The organism is Pseudomonas sp. G3-19 (assembly GCF_054855875.1).
This window is the reverse complement of record NZ_JBMPIQ010000003.1, coordinates 3,159,280-3,176,150: the sequence shown is the minus strand read 5'-3', so window position 1 is coordinate 3,176,150 and position 16,871 is coordinate 3,159,280. Positions and strand designations below refer to the sequence as shown.

Sequence of the window (16,871 nt, the reverse complement as noted above, 5' to 3'; positions counted from 1 at the left end):
TAGGAAGAGGACGACTAACCTGCGGTCGGATCATCATGACACAAGCCTTCGGCCAAACATAACCGAGTCTCGAATGTGGCCTTTATAGTGGCCGACAATTGGGACAATAGTCAGCGGTAGTTGTTCTGAATCTGACGAAGTAGGACAATTGCCGGCTTCACGTCACCATCAGCGACCTTGAATGGCCTTCCTTGCACTCGGTATTAACCACAAGACTGCTTCAGTAGACGTCCGCGAGCGCGTGGCCTTTACCCCTGAGCAGCTGGTGGAGGCCTTGCAGCAGCTCTGCCGACTCACCGACAGCCGCGAAGCTGCGATCCTCTCCACCTGCAATCGCAGTGAGCTGTATATAGAACAGGATCAGGTTTCGGCTGATCTGGTTCTGCGCTGGCTGGCCGATTATCACCATTTAAGCCTCGATGAGCTGCGCGCGAGTGCTTATGTGCATGAAGATGATGCGGCAGTTCGTCACATGATGCGCGTCGCCTCCGGGCTCGACTCGCTGGTGCTGGGCGAACCGCAGATTCTCGGCCAGATGAAATCGGCTTACGCCGTGGCTCGCGAGGCCGGGACCATCGGCCCGCTGCTGGGGCGGCTGTTTCAAGCGACGTTCAATGCCGCCAAGCAAGTGCGTACCGACACCGCCATCGGCGAAAACCCGGTGTCCGTGGCGTTTGCCGCGGTCAGTCTGGCCAAACAGATTTTCAGCGACCTGCAACGCAGCCAGGCCCTGCTGATCGGTGCCGGCGAGACCATCACTCTGGTCGCCCGCCATTTGCATGAGCTGGGGGTCAAGCGCATCGTGGTCGCCAACCGTACGCTGGAGCGCGCCAGCCTGCTGGCCGAGCAGTTCGGCGCGCACGCGGTGCTGCTCTCGGACATTCCGGCGGAACTGGTGCGCAGCGATATCGTGATCAGTTCGACCGCCAGCCAGTTGCCGATCCTCGGCAAGGGCGCGGTGGAAAGCGCGCTGAAGCAGCGCAAGCACAAGCCGATCTTCATGGTCGACATCGCCGTACCCCGCGACATCGAGCCGGAAGTCGGCGAACTCGACGACGTGTACCTGTACAGCGTCGACGATCTGCACGAAGTGGTCGCCGAGAACCTCAAGAGTCGTCAGGGCGCAGCCCAGGCGGCGGAAGAGATGGTCTCGGTCGGCGCCGACGATTTCATGGTGCGTCTGCGTGAGCTGGCGGCGGTCGATGTGCTCAAGGCTTATCGGCAACAAAGCGAACGCCTGCGCGACGAGGAGCTGCAAAAAGCCCTGCGTCTGCTGGCCAACGGCGGCAACGCCGAAGAGGTGCTCGGGCAACTGGCCCGTGGCCTGACCAATAAACTGTTGCATGCGCCCAGCGTGCAATTGAAAAAGCTTTCTGCCGAAGGCCGCCTCGATGCGCTGGCCATGGCCCAGGAACTCTTTGCCCTCGAGGGCTCACCGGATAGTTTTTCGGATAAAAAACCGCAATGAAAGCGTCACTGCTCAACAAGCTGGACACCCTCCAGGACCGTTTCGAGGAACTGACCGCGCTGCTCGGCGACGGCGAAGTCATTGCCGATCAGGCCAAATTCCGCGCCTATTCCAAGGAATACGCCGAACTCGAGCCGGTGGTACAAGGCTACAAAAAGCTGCTCGGCGTACAAAGTGATCTTGAAGGCGCCCAGGCGCTGCTCAAGGACAGCGACCCGGACATGCGTGAAATGGCCGTGGAAGAAGTCCGCGAAGCCAAGGAATTGCTGATCAGGCTGGAAGATGATCTGCAGCGCATGTTGCTGCCCAAGGATCCCAATGACGGTCGTAACGTCTTTCTCGAAATTCGCGCCGGTACCGGTGGCGACGAGGCGGCGATCTTCTCCGGCGATCTGTTCCGCATGTACTCGCGTTACGCCGAACGACGTGGCTGGCGCGTGGAGATCCTTTCGGAAAACGAAGGCGAGCACGGTGGCTATAAAGAAGTCATCGCCCGCATTGAAGGCGACAACGTTTACGGCAAGCTGAAGTTCGAATCCGGCGCGCACCGCGTACAGCGTGTACCCGCTACCGAATCCCAGGGCCGTATCCACACCTCGGCCTGCACCGTGGCGGTGTTGCCCGAACCGGACGAGCGCGAAGCCATCGAGATCAACCCGGCGGATCTGCGTGTCGACACTTACCGCTCCTCCGGGGCCGGTGGTCAGCACGTCAACACCACCGACTCGGCGATCCGCATCACGCACATACCGACCGGCACCGTCGTCGAGTGTCAGGAAGAACGTTCCCAGCACAAGAACCGTGCCCGGGCGATGGCCTGGCTGTCGGCCAAACTCAACGATCAGCAAACCGCAGCGGCGGCGAATGCGATTGCCAGCGAGCGTAAGTTGCTGGTGGGTTCCGGTGATCGTTCCGAGCGCATTCGCACGTACAACTTTGCCCAGGGCCGGGTCACTGACCATCGCGTCAACCTGACCCTGTACTCCCTTGATGAAATCCTCGCCGGTGGCGTTGAAGCGGTGATCGAGCCTTTGCTGGCCGAATACCAGGCCGACCAGCTTGCAGCGATAGGTGAATAAATGACCATCATCGCCAGTCTGTTGCGCGCTGCCGAATTGCCGGACTCGCCCACCGCGCGCCTGGATGCCGAATTGCTCCTGGCAGCGGCACTGGGCAAATCGCGAAGCTTCCTGCACACCTGGCCCGAGCGCATCGTACCCAGCGAAGCGGTGTTGATTTTTACCGAGTACCTGCAACGGCGTCGAAGTGGCGAGCCGGTGGCCTACATCCTTGGTCAGCAGGGGTTCTGGAAGCTCGATCTGGAAGTCGCGCCGCACACGTTGATCCCGCGCCCGGACACCGAGTTGCTGGTCGAGGCCGCACTGGAACTGCTGGCGGCAACGCCGGCGAAAGTCCTCGATCTGGGCACCGGTAGCGGCGCGATTGCCCTGGCCCTGGCCAGCGAACGCCCGGCGTGGAACGTCACGGCGGTGGATCGCGTGCTGGAAGCCGTGGCCCTTGCCGAACGCAACCGTCAGCGCTTGAACCTGAACAACGCCACGGTGCTGAGCAGTCACTGGTTCAGCGCCCTCGAAGGCCAGCGTTTCAACCTGATCATCAGCAATCCGCCGTACATTGCGGCTGCCGATCCGCATCTGGTCGAGGGCGACGTGCGCTTCGAACCGGCCAGTGCGCTGGTGGCCGGTGTCGACGGGCTCGACGATCTGCGCCTGATTGTCGCGCAGGCTCCGGATCATCTGGAAGCCGGCGGCTGGCTGATGCTCGAACACGGCTATGATCAAGCCGAAGCCGTGCGTGATCTGTTGCTCACTCGCGGTTTTGAACAAGTCCACAGCCGCACCGATCTGGGCGGCCATCAACGGATCAGCCTGGGGCGCCTGCCGTGCTGAATGATCAGGAGTTGCTGCGCTACAGCCGGCAGATTCTGCTGCAACACATCGATATCGATGGGCAACTGAAGCTGAAAGACAGCCGCGTGCTGATTGTCGGCCTTGGCGGTCTCGGTGCGCCGGTTGCGCTGTATCTGGCGGCGGCCGGTGTCGGTGAGTTGCATCTGGCGGATTTCGACACGGTCGACCTGACCAACCTGCAACGCCAGATCATTCATGACACCGACAGCGTCGGCATGAGCAAGGTCGACTCGGCGCTCAAGCGCCTGAGCGCGATCAATCCCGAGATTAAGCTGGTGCCTCATCGTCAGGCGCTGGACGAGGATTCCCTGGCCGCCGCCGTTTCGGCGGTGGATCTGGTGCTCGACTGCTCCGATAACTTTTCCACCCGCGAAGCGGTCAATGCCGCGTGCGTGGCCGCGTGCAAGCCGCTGGTCAGCGGCGCGGCGATTCGTCTGGAAGGGCAGTTGTCGGTGTTCGACCCGCGTCGCCCGGAAAGTCCGTGCTACCACTGCCTGTACGGGCATGGCAGCGAAGCCGAACTGACGTGCAGCGAGGCCGGTGTGGTCGGGCCCCTGGTGGGGCTGGTTGGCAGCCTGCAGGCGCTTGAAGCGTTGAAAGTGCTGGTGGGCTTTGGCGAACCGTTGGTGGGGCGTTTGCTGTTGATCGATGCACTGGGTTCGCGCTTCCGTGAATTGCGGGTCAAGCGTGATCCGGGGTGCAGCATCTGTGGTTCGCAGCATGCGTGAGGCGCCGATCGCGGTGTTCGATTCCGGTGTCGGCGGCTTGTCGGTACTGGCGGAAATCCAGCGTTTGCTGCCCCATGAGTCATTGCTGTATTTCGCCGATTGCGGGCATATTCCCTACGGCGAGAAATCCCCCGAGTTCATCCGCCAGCGTTGCAACGTGATGGCCGGTTTTTTCCGCGAGCAGGGCGCCAAGGCCCTGGTGATCGCCTGCAATACGGCGACGGTGGCCGCTGTCGCCGATCTGCGCCGGGATTTCCCCGATTGGCCGATTGTCGGCATGGAACCAGCGGTCAAACCCGCAGCTGCCGCCACCCGCAGCGGTGTGGTGGGCGTACTCGCCACCACCGGCACGTTGCAGAGTGCCAAGTTCGCCGCGTTGCTCGACCGCTTCGCCGCTGACGTTCGCGTCATCACCCAGCCATGCCCCGGTCTGGTGGAACTGATTGAAAGCGGTGATCTGCACAGCGCCGAGTTGCGCACGTTGCTGCAGCACTACGTCGATCCGCTGCTCGCCAACGGTTGCGACACGATCATTCTCGGTTGCACTCACTATCCGTTTCTCAAGCCAATGCTCAAGACGATGATTCCCGACAGCATCAGCCTGATTGACACTGGCGCAGCCGTAGCGCGGCAACTGCAACGGTTGCTGGCCGAACGTGATCTGCTCGCCAAGGGGCCGAACCGCCCGGTCAGATTCTGGACCAGTGCCGACCCCGCGTTCTTCCGCAAGACCCTGCCCCTGTTGGGTCAGGTTGCCGGCGACGTCGAAAAATTCAGCTTGTAAAAAAAATGTGAAATAACTAGAAAAACAGCTGAACTTCTAATCAGGCGCTAGCTTCTATAGCGATGAGTTATCTAGAAAACCAAACGATCGTTCCGGAAAAGGAAGTTTCAAAGTGAAGCGACTATTCTGCTTGGCCGCGATTGCGGCCGCACTGATGGGGCAAAGTATTACCGCGCAAGCTGCAGGAGTTGAATTTGCAGTGGGTGCGACCAGCGATTCGACCATGACTTATCGCCTGGGCATGAATTTCGATTGGGACAAGAGCTGGCTGCAAAGTGATGTCGGTCGCCTGACCGGTTACTGGAGCGGCGCTTACACTTACTGGGAAGGTGACAAGACTTCCAGCAACAACAGCCTGTCGTTCTCCCCGGTATTCGTTTACGAGTTTGCCGGTCAGTCGGTCAAGCCGTACGTTGAGGCGGGCATTGGTGTGGCAGCGTTCTCCAACACCAAGTATGAAAGCAACAACATCGGCGGCTCTTTCCAGTTCGAAGACCGTATCGGTTTTGGTCTGCGCTTCAATGGCGGGCATGAAGTGGGGATTCGGGCGACGCACTATTCCAACGCCGGCCTGGCCAGCAGCAACGACGGTGTAGAAAGCTACGCGCTGCATTACACGATGCCGCTGTAACTGCAGCTTGCACAAATCTTTGTGGGAGCGGGCTTGCTCGCGAATGCGGTGTGTCAGTCGACAACACAATTGACTGACACACCGCATTCGCGAGCAAGCCCGCTCCCACATTGGTTTTGAGCTGCTGTTGAAATCAACGGTAAGCAGTGGCAATGCCTTTGCGTTCTTCAATGCACTCCGGTGCACCCATCTCGAATTCGCGACAGATCAGCGGGCGTTTCTCATAGATCGTGCACATCATGCTGTCGCGATCCAGCGCCGCGCACCAGCCGTCGTCCAGACGCAGCATCACTTCACCACCCCACTCATCAGTATCGATAAAGCGCTCAGGCACGCCGGTGTCGGTGATCAGCATCACTTCGAGCTGGCAACAGCACGCTGCGCAGGTCGAACAGGTGACCGCTGGCTCGGTGATTTGCTGGTGGGGAATGGTTTTCATGCTGCGCAGTGTAAGGCAGCCGCCGGTTGCTGTGTGAAAGGCCTGACAGACGCTCAGTGGGCCAACCGCCGAGCCATCGCATGCAATAACGGAAACAGCAGCGCCCACAGCAGGCCGATGCCGATCAGGGTCGGCAGTTCACCGTAGGGAAACTGCACCCCGGCCAAACGTCCACCGCCGTAATAGGACACCGCACCACCCACCGCACCGAGCACACTGGCCAGCCACCACGGGCGGGCGCTCCATTGCAGACAGTGACGCAACGTGGTCGCGAGCAAGGCCCAGAGCAGCATCAGCCACAGCGGAATCAGTGGCGACAGATCCTGAAATTCGAACACGCCGGCAGCGCGCAACAGACTGTCTACGGCTGTACCGACAAGCACCACGCTGAGGATCAGGCGACCTTCCTCCGCCCAACTGCTGATCCAACCAAAATGGACCACCAGCACCGCCAGCGCCAGCAGCAGCCACAGACTGTCGCCGCCGATGACACAGGCCAGCCAGCCGACCTGGAACAGCACGGCATTGGTCAGCCGCTCAAGCATCGAAGCGTCCGAGCAACGGCGCCGGCATCGCGGCCGGTTTGGCCAGCAGCAGTTGCGCGGTGCCGATGGTGCGCTCCAGAAACCCGCCCTCGCAGTAGCACAGGTAAAACTCCCACAGTCGCAGGAAGTAATCGTCGTAACCCAACTCGCTCAAACGGCCATGGGCGCGGCGAAAGTTTTCGTGCCACAGGCGCAGGGTGCGGGCGTAGTGCAGGCCGAAATCTTCCATGTGCAGCAGGTTCATATCGGTCTCGCGGCTGACCACTTCGAGCATCTTCTGCACGCAGGGCAGGGCGCCGCCGGGGAAGATGTAGCGCTGGATGAAGTCGACGCCGCGCTTGGCCTGCTCGTAGCGCTGCTCGCGGATGGTGATCGCCTGCAACAGCATCAGGCCGTTGCTCTTGAGCAGGTGCGCGCATTGCTTGAAATAGGTGGGCAGGAAGCGGTGACCGACCGCTTCGATCATCTCGATCGACACCAGTTTGTCGTATTCGCCGGTGAGGTCGCGGTAGTCGGTGAGCAGCAGCGTTACCCGATCCTGCAACCCCAGTGCTTCAATGCGCCTGGCGGTAAACGCGTACTGCTCTTTCGACAGCGTCGTGGTGGTGACACGGCAGCCGTATTGCTGCGCGGCGTACAGCGCCATGCTGCCCCAACCGGTGCCGATCTCCAGCAGGTGATCTTCGGGTTTGAGCGCGAGCTTCTGGCAGATCCGTTCCAGCTTGTTCAACTGAGCCTGTTCCAGGCTGTCGTCGGGGCTGAGGAACTGCGCCGCCGAATACATCATGGTCGGGTCGAGAAACTGTTCGAACAGGTCGTTGCCGAGGTCATAGTGCGCCGCGATGTTTTTCTGCGACCCCTTGCGCGTGTTGCGGTTGAGCCAGTGCAGGCCTTGCACCAGCGGCCGGCTGAGGCGGGCCAGACCGCGCTCCATGGCGTCGAGCACGTCGAGGTTGCTGACGAACACGCGCACGACCGCCGTCAGGTCCGGTGAACTCCAGTAACCGTGGATAAACGCTTCGCCGGCACCAATCGATCCGTTGCCGGCGACCATGCCCCACACCGCTGCATCCTGCACATGGATTTCGCCGAGCAGGTGGCTGCCCGGCGTACCGAACATCAGGCGTTCGCCATCCTCGACCACCAGCAATTGCCCGTGTTTGAGTTGGCTCAGTTGCCGCAAAACGCCGCGACGCAGCAGCGAACCGGTCAAACCGTTGGTGCTGAAGCGACTGACCGACAGGCTAGAGGATTTCATGGCGGTGCTCCTTGGGAGGCACAGTGGCGATCTGAAAGCTGCCGTCGGCAGCCTGATGAGCAAAAATCGGGGCACGCTTGAGCAACAGGCGCACGGCTTGCCAATAAATCGCCAGACAAGTTTTCGCGGTCATCCACGGAAAACGTCGCAAGTAGCGGTGCAGGCTGTGGCGGTCGAGGGGTTCGCGCTGCAGATTGAGCGTGGCGTCGAACAGCTTGTGCTCACCCTGCCAGTCGGCCATGTGCACGCCGAGCTTTTGCGCAGCCGGGCTGAAGCTCATGCGGTACTCGAGGTCACGCGGCAAAAACGGCGAGACATGAAAGGCCTTGGCCACGGCGAAGTGCTGGTGAAAGTCTTGCAGGTTGGTCGGCGGCCGGGCCGGCAGCACGTAGTGATAACGTTCGCGCCACGGCGTGTTCGTGACTTCGCAGAGAATCGCCGCCAGTTGTCCGTCCGCCTCGTGGCAATAAAAGAAACTCACCGGATTGAACGCCAGACCCCAACTGCGCGGTTGGGTCAGCAGGCAGATCGAACCCTGCGGTTGATGGCCGATGGCGACGCCGACTTGCTGGCGTACCGCATCGATCAGGCGCATGCCGCTGCCGGTAAAGGTTTTCAGGTAGTCGGTTTCGCGAAACGAAAACGGTGCAAAGCGGCTGCGACTGGCAAACGGTGACATTTCGAACACGGCGTCCTGTTCCGCCAGATCGAGGTACAACAGACCGATCCGGTAACGGAATTCGTGGCGTCTGGGCGAAAAGCGCCGATGGCCGATCCAGCCGCTGTACAGGGCGCTGTTCATAAGCTTTCCCCGAACGCGGCGGCCACGCGCAACGCGCTGACCACGCCGTCCTCATGAAAGCCGTTGGCCCAGTAGGCGCCGCAATAATGGGTGTGCTGCTGACCGTCGAGTTCGGCCCAGCGGTTTTGCGCCGCTACCGCCGCGAGGCTGAATTGCGGGTGGGCGTAGGTGTATTTGGCGAGCACCTTGAACGGGCTGATCCCGGCGCTCTGATTGAGGCTGACGCAGAACGTGGTGTCGCTCTGAATACCCTGCAGGATGTTCATGTCGTAAGTGACGGCCGCGTGGGTATGGCCGGCGCCGCTCAAGCGATAATTCCAGCTGGCCCACGCCAGTTTGCGGGTCGGCAGCAGACGGGTATCGGTATGCAGCACAACTTCGTTATCGGCATAGGGCAGGGCGCCGAGGATCGAGCGTTCCGCCTGGCTTGGCGTGCCAAGCAATTGCAGAGCCTGGTCGCTGTGGCAGGCAAGCACGACTTTGTCGAAACGCTCGATGCCGGCCGGGCTGTGGATAACCACGCCGTGTTCATCGCGATCGATGCGCGTCACCGGGCAACTGAGGCGGATCTTGTCCTGGAACGCTGCGGTCAGTGGCGCGACATAGGCACTGGAGCCGCCCTCGATCACCTGCCATTGCGGGCGATCACTGACTGACAGCAGGCCATGATTCTTGAAGAAGCGCACAAAGAATTGCAGCGGGAAATTGAGCATCTCGGCCATCGGCATCGACCAGATCGCCGAGCCCATCGGCACGATGTAATGCAGGATGAAACGTTCGCCATAACCGCCAGCCTTGAGGTAATCGTCGAGCGTGGTATCGGCGGCAATGCGCTGTTCGGCGAGGTCGCGCTGGGCTTCTTTATTGAAGCGCAGAATGTCGCGCAACATGCCCCAGAACCCCGGGGACAGCAGGTTGCTGCGCTGGGCGAAGAGGCTGTTGAGGTTGTTGCCGTTGTATTCCAGACCGGTGTCCGGGTCGGTGACCGAGAAGCTCATTTCCGTCGGTTTGAACGACACGCCGATCTGGCCAAGCAATCGAATGAAGTTCGGATAGGTCCAGTCGTTGAACACGATGAACCCAGTGTCCACGGCGTATTCGCGGCCATCGACGGTCACCTGCACGGTATGCGTGTGACCGCCGACCCAGTCGCTGGCCTCGAACACCATGATGTCGTGTCGGCGATTGAGCAGGTGGGCGCAGGTCAGGCCGGCGATTCCGCTGCCGACAATGGCAATCTTCATATCGGGTCCCGCAGCGGTGGGTTGCTGCGCACCATGCGCTTGCCGATCGCCAGTTGCAGGCGCGCCGGCAGCTTCGACAGTGGCCACAGCGCCGCCATGAACAGTGCCGGAAAGGCGATCTCCAGCGGACGATCCTTGAGCTTGGCGAAGATGTGCCGCGCCGCTTTATCCACAGGCCAGCTCAACGGCATCGGGAAGTCGTTCTTGGCGGTCAGCGGGGTTTCGACAAAACCCGGGCTGATGATGGTGACATCGATGCCCTCGACGGCCAGGTCGATCCGCAGCGATTCGAACAGATAGCGCAGCCCTGCTTTCGACGCGCCGTAGGCTTCGGCTCGGGGCAGCGGCAGGTAGGTCACGGAACTGGCCATGCCGATCAGATGCGGCGCGGTGCCTTTGCGCAGCAACGGCAGGGCTGCTTCGATGCAGTAGCTGCTGGCGAGCAGGTTGGTGCGCACCACGTGTTCGATGATCGAGGCATCGAACTGTCGCGCATCGACGTACTCGCAGGTGCCGGCATTGAGAATCACGCTGTCCAGCGAGCCCCAGGCCTGTTCGATCTGCTGGCCGATTTCGCGCACGGTCTGACTGTTGGTCAGGTCGCCGGCCACCACCAGCACTTGCCCCGGGTAGCGTTGCGACAGCACTTTGAGCGGTGCCACCTGACGCGAGCTTACAGCCAGATGCGCGCCGCTTTTCAGAATGTCTTCAGCCAGTGCTGCGCCGATGCCACTGCTGGCACCGGTCAGCCAATAACGCCGTGGAGGTGTACGACTCATCCCATTCTCCTTTTCAACCAGGCGATCACCCGGCCCAATACGGGTAAATGTTCATACAGCATGGCCCCGGCATCGAAATAATCCCGGTGGCGATAAACCTTGTCCCGCCACAGCAGGTGCGAACACCCGGCGACGCGAATCAATTGACCACCGGCCAGACGCGGGTGGCGGTAACTCATGACCCAGCGCAAGTAGCCTTCACCGTCAGCGATCTGGTCGAAGCCGTGGAAATCGAAGCGCAGCTCGCTGACGTTGGCGTACAACTCGCTGAAGTAATGTCGCAGTTGCACCAGCCCCTGCACTTCATGCAGCGGGTCGGTGAAGTGAATGTCATCGCTGTACAGCTCGCCCAGACGTTGCAAGTTGTCTTTGTTCAACTCGGCAAACTGGCGGGCGAAGCGGCGCAGGAATTCACTCATGAACTTCTTCCATAGACGAGCGCGACGGCAGGTTCTTGAACGCCGCCAGCGCGCGTTCGCGCGAAGCCCCGAGATTGACGATCGGCGCCGGATAATCCGCCACGCCGAACAGTCCGCCGGCGCTGGCCGGGTTGTGTACTTCCTTCTTGTTCAGGCCGGCCAGTTCAGGCAGCCAGTGCTTGATGAACAGGCCTTCGCTGTCGAATTTTTCCGATTGACTCAGCGGATTGAAGATGCGGAAGTACGGCGCCGAATCGGTGCCGGTCGAAGAACTCCATTGCCAGCCACCGTTGTTCGCCGCCAGATCGCCGTCGATCAGGTGGCGCATGAAAAAGCGCTCGCCTTCACGCCAGTCGATCAGCAGATTCTTGGTCAGGAACATCGCCACAATCATCCGCAAGCGGTTATGCATCCAGCCGGTTTCCAGCAGTTGGCGCATGGCCGCATCGATGATCGGCAAACCGGTGCGCGCCTCTTGCCAGGCCGCCAGATCGTCCGGCGCATCACGCCAGGCCAGGGCTTCGGTTTCCGGGCGAAATGCGCGGTGGCGCGAAACCCGTGGGTAGCCCACCAGAATGTGTTTGTAGAACTCGCGCCACAGCAGCTCGTTGATCCAGGTCACCGCGCCGACCTTGCCGCTGTCGAATTCGCCCTGATTGCTTTGCAAGGCCGCATGCAGGCATTGGCGCGGCGAAATCACCCCGGCGGCGAGGTACGCGGAAAGTTGACTGGTGCCGGGTTTGGCCGGGAAGTCGCGTTCGCTCTGGTAGTAGTCGATCTGCGCGTCGGCGAAGGTGTCGAGACGGCGCCGGGCTTCCTGTTCGCCGGCCGGCCACAGTGTGCGCAAAGACTCGCTCGGCGTTGCAAAACCGGCGACGGATGCCGGCACCGGATCGCTGTCGATGTTCAGCTTTGCCTGTTTGCCGGGCGTCTTGACCAGCGCCGGCATCGAGCGGTGCAGGCGTTCATAGCAGACCTTGCGGAACTGGCTGAACACCTGAAAGTAGGTTTCGGTTTTGGTCAGTACCGTGCCGGGCTTGAACAGCAGTTGGTCAAGGTAGCTGTGGAAAGCGATGCCTTTGGTCTTCAGGGCCACCGCCACCGCGGCGTCGCGCTGGCTTTCGTGGATGCCATATTCTTCGTTGACGTGCACAGCTTGAATATTCAATTGCACACAAAGTTCGAGCAGCACCGCCGGGGCCTGATCCCAATGATTGGCGGTGCGCAGCAGCAACGGGATGTTCAGCTCGCCGAGGCGACTGCTCAGCTCACGCAGGTTGCGCAGCCAGAAGTCGACCTTGCACGCGGCGTCGTCATGTTCCAGCCATTGCTGCGGGCTCAACAGATACACGGCAACCGTCGGACCGCGCGCTGCGGCGGCCGCGAGGGCGGTGTTGTCATGTTGGCGCAAGTCGCTGCGCAGCCAGATCAATTGCATGGCGGTTTCCATTAAATCAGCCCACGCTGAACCAGTTCCTGATGTGCCGAGAGCGGGTCTTCGGCCAGGATCAGATCAGCGATCTCAGGGGTTCTTACGGACAACTCGGTCTGGTGGATGCATACCGTTGGTCCGACGAGCATTTTTGCAGTGCCGATGCCATTCAGCAGTTTTGGCAGCTGCGCCAGATTCATCGCCTTGCTGGAATACAGCAGCACTCCCCGCGCTTGCAGATGATCGACCGCGAGCGCCAGTTCTCCGGCCGGTAGCGGCCAGTCGAACACTTGCACCGGGCAGTCGGCACTGCTGATCAGCCACGCGCATAGCCACAGGTGAGGTTCCAGTGCCAGGTCCGAGTGATTGATCAGCAGCAACGGCGCAGCGTGTAATTGCCGATTGTTATGGTAGATGCGCGCGCCGAATTTGCTGCGTAACCAGGAATAAAAGAACACCCGTTCCATCTGTGCGCCGAACTGGCCTTGCCAGCGCTGCTCGAGTTCGGCCAGCAGCGGCAGGAGCAATTGCTCGCACAGGGTGCGTGGCGGGTACAGGGCCATGGCCTGGTTGATGCTGTCGTCGAGGTTGCGCTCATTGAGCTGGATGACGGCGCCGAGCAAGGACTGGCGCTGCCGTTGCCAGTCGTTTTCCACCGTCTCGGTAAAGGCTTGCGGAGCATCGAGCAACGGTTTGACCTGACTGACAGCCACGCCTCGATTAAGCCAGGTCAGGATGGTCAGGATTCGTTGCACATGTTCGCTGGAATACAGGCGATGGCCCTTGGGCGTGCGCTGCGGCACGATCAACCCGTAACGGCGCTCCCAGGCGCGCAGGGTGATGGCGTTGACCCCGGTCTGCCGCGCCACTTCGCGGATCGGCAGCCAGCCCTCGTCGAGGGCTTTCTTGAAGTCGGCGCCGAGGTCTTCCTGGGCGCTGGTGTCGAGTTTATCGTTCATCAAATGGCGTTTCGCAGGCTGAGGTTTTCCGGATGCGGCTGCAAGTAAACCTGCCGCGCAATGTACGGATCCGGGTGTTGGCGAAAGTGGTGTTTGAGCAGAGTCAATGGCACCACCAGCGGCACGATGCCGTGGCGGTACTGGCCGATGACATGCTGCATTTCCTGTTTGTCTTCCGGGCTGATCGCCTGTTTCAGGTAGCCGCTGATGTGTTGCAGCACGTTGCTGTGGGTGCGGCGGGTAGCGCATTTCTTCAACGCGCTCATCAACTCGCTGAAATAGCGCGGGCCGAGTTCGACCGGATCGGTCTTGGCCATGTTGCCCAGCAGTTTGCCCAAGGCTTTGTATTGCTCAGGGTTGTGTGCCATCAGCAGGTATTTGTAGCGTGAGTGGAATTCGGTCAGTGCGCGGCGGCTCAAGCCTTGTTCGAGCACCTGCTGCCAGGCGCTGTAGGCGAGCACGCGGGTGATGAAGTTTTCCCGCAACACCGGATCGTTCAGGCGTCCGGCTTCTTCCACCGGCAGGTCAGGGTGCTGCGCACAGAACGCCTGAGCGTAGATGCCACGGCCGCCGCCGTTCACCGGCGCGCCGTTGGCGTGATAGACCTTGACCCGCTCCAGACCGCACGAAGGCGACTGCTGCATGAAGATATAGCCGCAGATGTCATTGAGCTCGCCGGCCATTTTCTGCCCGTAGGCTGCCAGTGGTTCGGTGACATTGATTTGCGGATTGACCGTACCGATAGCTTCAGGAGCATCGGGATCGCCAACCAGGCGGATCGGTTCGCGCGGGATGCCCAGGCCAATCGCGACTTCCGGACATACCGGCACGAATTCGAAATACTCGGCAAGGGTGCGGCTGCACAACCGCGATTCCTTGTGCCCGCCGTTGTAGCGCACTTCGGCGCCCATCAGGCAGGCGCTGATGGCGATTTTGGGCCGGGAAGCAGAAAGATCGGACATGCACACCTCGAATCTATTCCTGTACAGATATTTATCTCTGTACAACTTTTCCTCAGCATAGATTCATGCGTGTACAAGTCAACTCATTTGTATAAGTTTTTCCAGGTTTACCACGATCGACTGTGGGAGGCAGCATTGATGTTGAATGATGCGACGCCATCGCGAGCAGGCTCACTCCTACAGGATCTTTATTGCCAGCCCAGTAACCAGTGATCGTTGTTCTTCAACGTCTGCCAATCGAGGCGTTCGGCGCGCTTGGTCAGCACCGCCTGCAACTCAATCTCCAGCACCGTGCCTTCCTCATCCCGGAACAGTTCGGTGACCAGAAAATGTTTTTCGCGGTTTTGCGGGTGGGCTGCTGTCCACTTCGACAGCAGCAATTTTTGCGGATTGATGCGATTCATTGCAGGTGTTCGTGCAAGCGGCGTGCAGCTTCCTGGCCACTGAGCCAGGCCCCTTCGACACGCCCCGACAGGCACCAGTCGCCGCAGGCGTACAAGCCCAGATCGGCGTCGGCCAGCGTGCCCCATTCGTGGCCGGTCGCAGGGCGTGCGTAGAGCCAGCGGTGGGCGAGGCTGAAAGTCGGAGCGGGCATCGCGCTGTGCAGCAGTTCGGCGAATGCACCGTGCAGTTGCTCGATGACCGCTTCCTTGGACAGGTCGATGTGTTGCCGACTCCAGGCGCTGCTGGCGTGCAGCACCCAGGTGTCGCACATGGTATCGCGCCCCGGTTTACTGCGGTTGCGTGCCAGCCAGTCGATGGGGCTGTCCTGCACGAAGCAACCTTCGATCGGCGTATCCAGTGGCGTATCGAAGGCGAGGGCGACGGCCCAGGTCGGGTCCATTTTCACCCCGGCGGCGGCGCCAGCGAGTTTTGGTGCGGCAGCCAGCAACGCCGTGGCTTGCGGCGCTGGCGTCGCAATCACCACGTGACTGAAGGGGCCGTGGGTGAAGCCTTCGGCGTCCTGCAGGTGCCAGTGTTCTTCACCGCGAAACACCTCGGTGATGCGGCAGGCGAAGTGCACTTCCAGACCGTCGAGCAAACCCCGGGTGATCGCGCTCATGCGTGGCGTGCCGACCCAGCGCGTCTGTTCGTCTGGCGACAGATTCAGTTGCCCGCCCTGAAAGGTGTAGAGCTGCGGCGTCCACTCGGCGACCCAGCCCAGGCTCTGCCAGCGTTGCACCTCGGTGACGAAACGCCGGTCGCGGGCGGTGAAGTATTGCGCGCCCATGTCCAGCGAACCGGCGTCGCTGCGTTTGCTCGACATGCGTCCGCCACTGCCGCGGCTTTTGTCGAAGAGCTGGACGGTGTGTCCGGCCTCTGTCAGCGCCTGCGCGGCGGAGAGTCCGGCGATGCCGGTGCCGATGATTGCGATAGGTACAGTCATAGGGGCCTCGTTTACCTTTCTGTACAGACTACGCCGTCAATGAAACCTGTACAATTTTGTTTTTTGGTATAACTTCTAGCGTTCTCGTTCTGACAGCTTGGCCTATGGTTAAACAATAGAGCCTGCCCGATAGAAAAGATCCCTGCTTATAAAAATAGACTAGTGATCCGGGTAAAACGCCACGCGAGGAAGAAGTCATGCGCATATTGCTGACCGGCGGTACTGGTTTGATAGGCCGTCAGCTCTGCCGACACTGGTCGGGGCAGGGCCATCAATTGACGGTGTGGAGTCGACGCCCGGAAAAGGTCGCGAAAATCTGTGGCGCGCAGGTGCGTGCAATTGCGCGTCTCGAAGACTTCGGCAACGAGCCGCTGGACGCGGTGGTCAACCTGGCCGGTGCACCGATCGCGGATCGGCCATGGACCCACCGGCGCAAGGCGTTGCTGTGGAGCAGCCGCATCACCCTCACCGAAACCCTGCTGGCCTGGCTGGAAACACGGCAGCAGAAACCGGCGTTGTTGATCTCCGGTTCGGCTGTTGGCTGGTACGGCGACGGCGGCGAACGCGAGCTGACCGAAGATTCGCCGCCAGTGATCGACGATTTTGCCAGTCAGTTGTGCATTGCCTGGGAGGAAACCGCCCAGCGTGCCGAAGGTCAGGGCATCCGCGTGGTGCTGGTGCGAACCGGGCTGGTGCTGTCGGCCGAGGGCGGCTTTTTGTCGCGGCTGTTGCTGCCGTTCAAACTCGGGTTGGGTGGGCCGCTGGGCAATGGTCGGCAGTGGATGCCGTGGATTCACATCGATGATCAAATCGCCCTGATTGATTTTCTTCTGCACCGCGATCAGGCGAGCGGTCCTTATAATGCGTGCGCACCGAAACCGGTGCGCAATCGCGAGTTTGCCAAGACGCTGGGCAGCGTACTGCACCGCCCGGCGTTCATGCCGATGCCGGCCCTGGCGCTGAAGGTCGGGCTTGGCGAAATGTCATTGCTGTTGCTGGGTGGCCAACGGGCCGTGCCGGCACGCTTGCTGGAAGCGGGTTTCACTTTCCAGTTCACGGATTTGCGCGCGGCTTTGGATGATCTCTCCGGCCGCCTTTGAAAT

The 16,871-nt window shown here is 60.9% G+C and carries 19 protein-coding genes; 7 read left to right on the top strand and 12 right to left on the bottom strand.

The window, feature by feature from the left end:
- The first annotated feature begins 181 nt into the window (after positions 1–181).
- The 6 genes from hemA to ACOYXI_RS14550 all read left to right on the top strand — a co-directional run bounded on the left by hemA (position 182) and on the right by ACOYXI_RS14550 (position 5,542).
- Positions 182–1,468 carry a glutamyl-tRNA reductase gene (hemA, locus tag ACOYXI_RS14575; RefSeq protein WP_064589169.1) on the top strand — a complete coding sequence of 429 codons (1,287 nt, stop codon included), beginning with the start codon at positions 182–184 and terminating at the stop codon, positions 1,466–1,468.
- Positions 1,465–2,547 (top strand): peptide chain release factor 1, encoded by a 1,083-nt coding sequence (prfA, locus tag ACOYXI_RS14570; protein WP_027612234.1) that lies wholly within the window; start codon positions 1,465–1,467, stop codon positions 2,545–2,547. The genes hemA and prfA overlap by 4 nt, the downstream gene beginning before the upstream one ends.
- On the top strand, positions 2,548–3,378 hold the full coding sequence (gene prmC, locus ACOYXI_RS14565) for a peptide chain release factor N(5)-glutamine methyltransferase (RefSeq protein WP_098965581.1): 831 nt from the start codon (positions 2,548–2,550) through the stop codon (positions 3,376–3,378).
- Positions 3,372–4,127, top strand: coding sequence for a molybdopterin-synthase adenylyltransferase MoeB (locus ACOYXI_RS14560; protein ID WP_134787322.1), 756 nt, complete (start codon positions 3,372–3,374; stop codon positions 4,125–4,127). Before prmC ends, ACOYXI_RS14560 begins: the two co-directional genes overlap by 7 nt.
- The gene (gene murI / locus ACOYXI_RS14555; protein ID WP_134787321.1) at positions 4,120–4,911 is read left to right on the top strand and encodes a glutamate racemase; all 792 of its coding nucleotides are present in this window, start codon (positions 4,120–4,122) and stop codon (positions 4,909–4,911) included. The genes ACOYXI_RS14560 and murI overlap by 8 nt, the downstream gene beginning before the upstream one ends.
- A 112-nt stretch (positions 4,912–5,023) precedes the next feature.
- Complete coding sequence (locus ACOYXI_RS14550; protein WP_027612230.1) at positions 5,024–5,542, top strand: acyloxyacyl hydrolase; 519 nt, start codon at positions 5,024–5,026, stop codon at positions 5,540–5,542.
- 133 nt (positions 5,543–5,675) lie between these two features.
- Here the strand turns inward: ACOYXI_RS14550 and ACOYXI_RS14545 are convergent, their stop codons facing one another.
- The 12 genes from ACOYXI_RS14545 to ACOYXI_RS14490 all read right to left on the bottom strand — a co-directional run bounded on the left by ACOYXI_RS14545 (position 5,676) and on the right by ACOYXI_RS14490 (position 15,768).
- Positions 5,676–5,981, bottom strand: a complete 306-nt coding sequence (locus tag ACOYXI_RS14545) for a YkgJ family cysteine cluster protein (RefSeq protein WP_007967664.1) — start codon at positions 5,979–5,981, stop codon at positions 5,676–5,678.
- A gap of 53 nt (positions 5,982–6,034) precedes the next feature.
- Complete coding sequence (locus ACOYXI_RS14540) at positions 6,035–6,526, bottom strand: DUF2878 domain-containing protein (RefSeq protein WP_098965576.1); 492 nt, start codon at positions 6,524–6,526, stop codon at positions 6,035–6,037.
- Positions 6,519–7,784: an SAM-dependent methyltransferase gene (locus tag ACOYXI_RS14535; RefSeq protein WP_134787320.1), complete on the bottom strand. Its 1,266-nt coding sequence runs from the start codon at positions 7,782–7,784 to the stop codon at positions 6,519–6,521. The genes ACOYXI_RS14540 and ACOYXI_RS14535 overlap by 8 nt, the downstream gene beginning before the upstream one ends.
- Positions 7,771–8,586, bottom strand: coding sequence for a DUF1365 domain-containing protein (locus ACOYXI_RS14530; RefSeq protein WP_134787319.1), 816 nt, complete (start codon positions 8,584–8,586; stop codon positions 7,771–7,773). The genes ACOYXI_RS14535 and ACOYXI_RS14530 overlap by 14 nt, the downstream gene beginning before the upstream one ends.
- Complete coding sequence (locus ACOYXI_RS14525; protein WP_134787318.1) at positions 8,583–9,830, bottom strand: NAD(P)/FAD-dependent oxidoreductase; 1,248 nt, start codon at positions 9,828–9,830, stop codon at positions 8,583–8,585. Before ACOYXI_RS14525 ends, ACOYXI_RS14530 begins: the two co-directional genes overlap by 4 nt.
- Positions 9,827–10,609 carry an SDR family NAD(P)-dependent oxidoreductase gene (locus ACOYXI_RS14520; protein WP_095136816.1) on the bottom strand — a complete coding sequence of 261 codons (783 nt, stop codon included), beginning with the start codon at positions 10,607–10,609 and terminating at the stop codon, positions 9,827–9,829. Before ACOYXI_RS14520 ends, ACOYXI_RS14525 begins: the two co-directional genes overlap by 4 nt.
- Positions 10,606–11,028 carry a nuclear transport factor 2 family protein gene (locus ACOYXI_RS14515; protein ID WP_027612224.1) on the bottom strand — a complete coding sequence of 141 codons (423 nt, stop codon included), beginning with the start codon at positions 11,026–11,028 and terminating at the stop codon, positions 10,606–10,608. The genes ACOYXI_RS14520 and ACOYXI_RS14515 overlap by 4 nt, the downstream gene beginning before the upstream one ends.
- Complete coding sequence (phrB, locus tag ACOYXI_RS14510; protein ID WP_098968454.1) at positions 11,021–12,466, bottom strand: deoxyribodipyrimidine photo-lyase; 1,446 nt, start codon at positions 12,464–12,466, stop codon at positions 11,021–11,023. Before phrB ends, ACOYXI_RS14515 begins: the two co-directional genes overlap by 8 nt.
- 11 nt (positions 12,467–12,477) lie before the next feature.
- Positions 12,478–13,419 carry a MerR family transcriptional regulator gene (locus ACOYXI_RS14505; RefSeq protein ID WP_096797277.1) on the bottom strand — a complete coding sequence of 314 codons (942 nt, stop codon included), beginning with the start codon at positions 13,417–13,419 and terminating at the stop codon, positions 12,478–12,480.
- Positions 13,419–14,381 (bottom strand): YbgA family protein, encoded by a 963-nt coding sequence (locus ACOYXI_RS14500; RefSeq protein WP_027612221.1) that lies wholly within the window; start codon positions 14,379–14,381, stop codon positions 13,419–13,421. Before ACOYXI_RS14500 ends, ACOYXI_RS14505 begins: the two co-directional genes overlap by 1 nt.
- Before the next feature lie 188 nt (positions 14,382–14,569).
- On the bottom strand, positions 14,570–14,785 hold the full coding sequence (locus tag ACOYXI_RS14495) for a TIGR02450 family Trp-rich protein (protein ID WP_027612220.1): 216 nt from the start codon (positions 14,783–14,785) through the stop codon (positions 14,570–14,572).
- A complete protein-coding gene (locus ACOYXI_RS14490; RefSeq protein WP_134787317.1) occupies positions 14,782–15,768 on the bottom strand; it encodes an NAD(P)/FAD-dependent oxidoreductase in 987 nt (328 codons plus the stop codon). Before ACOYXI_RS14490 ends, ACOYXI_RS14495 begins: the two co-directional genes overlap by 4 nt.
- 197 nt (positions 15,769–15,965) lie before the next feature.
- On the opposite strand from ACOYXI_RS14490, the gene ACOYXI_RS14485 reads away from it, so the two are divergent.
- Positions 15,966–16,868: a TIGR01777 family oxidoreductase gene (locus ACOYXI_RS14485; protein ID WP_115988916.1), complete on the top strand. Its 903-nt coding sequence runs from the start codon at positions 15,966–15,968 to the stop codon at positions 16,866–16,868.
- Positions 16,869–16,871 lie beyond the last annotated feature (3 nt).

Excerpts from the sequence above, each read along its gene's own strand:
- hemA (WP_064589169.1), top strand. The coding sequence starts at position 182 with ATGGCCTTCCTTGCACTCGGTATTAACCACAAGACTGCTTCAGTAGAC.
- prfA (WP_027612234.1), top strand. The coding sequence starts at position 1,465 with ATGAAAGCGTCACTGCTCAACAAGCTGGACACCCTCCAGGACCGTTTC.
- prmC (WP_098965581.1), top strand. The coding sequence starts at position 2,548 with ATGACCATCATCGCCAGTCTGTTGCGCGCTGCCGAATTGCCGGACTCG.
- murI (WP_134787321.1), top strand. The coding sequence starts at position 4,120 with ATGCGTGAGGCGCCGATCGCGGTGTTCGATTCCGGTGTCGGCGGCTTG.
- ACOYXI_RS14545 (WP_007967664.1), bottom strand. The coding sequence starts at position 5,981 with ATGAAAACCATTCCCCACCAGCAAATCACCGAGCCAGCGGTCACCTGT.
- ACOYXI_RS14540 (WP_098965576.1), bottom strand. The coding sequence starts at position 6,526 with ATGCTTGAGCGGCTGACCAATGCCGTGCTGTTCCAGGTCGGCTGGCTG.
- ACOYXI_RS14535 (WP_134787320.1), bottom strand. The coding sequence starts at position 7,784 with ATGAAATCCTCTAGCCTGTCGGTCAGTCGCTTCAGCACCAACGGTTTG.
- ACOYXI_RS14530 (WP_134787319.1), bottom strand. The coding sequence starts at position 8,586 with ATGAACAGCGCCCTGTACAGCGGCTGGATCGGCCATCGGCGCTTTTCG.
- ACOYXI_RS14525 (WP_134787318.1), bottom strand. The coding sequence starts at position 9,830 with ATGAAGATTGCCATTGTCGGCAGCGGAATCGCCGGCCTGACCTGCGCC.
- ACOYXI_RS14520 (WP_095136816.1), bottom strand. The coding sequence starts at position 10,609 with ATGAGTCGTACACCTCCACGGCGTTATTGGCTGACCGGTGCCAGCAGT.
- ACOYXI_RS14515 (WP_027612224.1), bottom strand. The coding sequence starts at position 11,028 with ATGAGTGAATTCCTGCGCCGCTTCGCCCGCCAGTTTGCCGAGTTGAAC.
- phrB (WP_098968454.1), bottom strand. The coding sequence starts at position 12,466 with ATGCAATTGATCTGGCTGCGCAGCGACTTGCGCCAACATGACAACACC.
- ACOYXI_RS14505 (WP_096797277.1), bottom strand. The coding sequence starts at position 13,419 with ATGAACGATAAACTCGACACCAGCGCCCAGGAAGACCTCGGCGCCGAC.
- ACOYXI_RS14500 (WP_027612221.1), bottom strand. The coding sequence starts at position 14,381 with ATGTCCGATCTTTCTGCTTCCCGGCCCAAAATCGCCATCAGCGCCTGC.
- ACOYXI_RS14495 (WP_027612220.1), bottom strand. The coding sequence starts at position 14,785 with ATGAATCGCATCAATCCGCAAAAATTGCTGCTGTCGAAGTGGACAGCA.
- ACOYXI_RS14490 (WP_134787317.1), bottom strand. The coding sequence starts at position 15,768 with ATGACTGTACCTATCGCAATCATCGGCACCGGCATCGCCGGACTCTCC.
- ACOYXI_RS14485 (WP_115988916.1), top strand. The coding sequence starts at position 15,966 with ATGCGCATATTGCTGACCGGCGGTACTGGTTTGATAGGCCGTCAGCTC.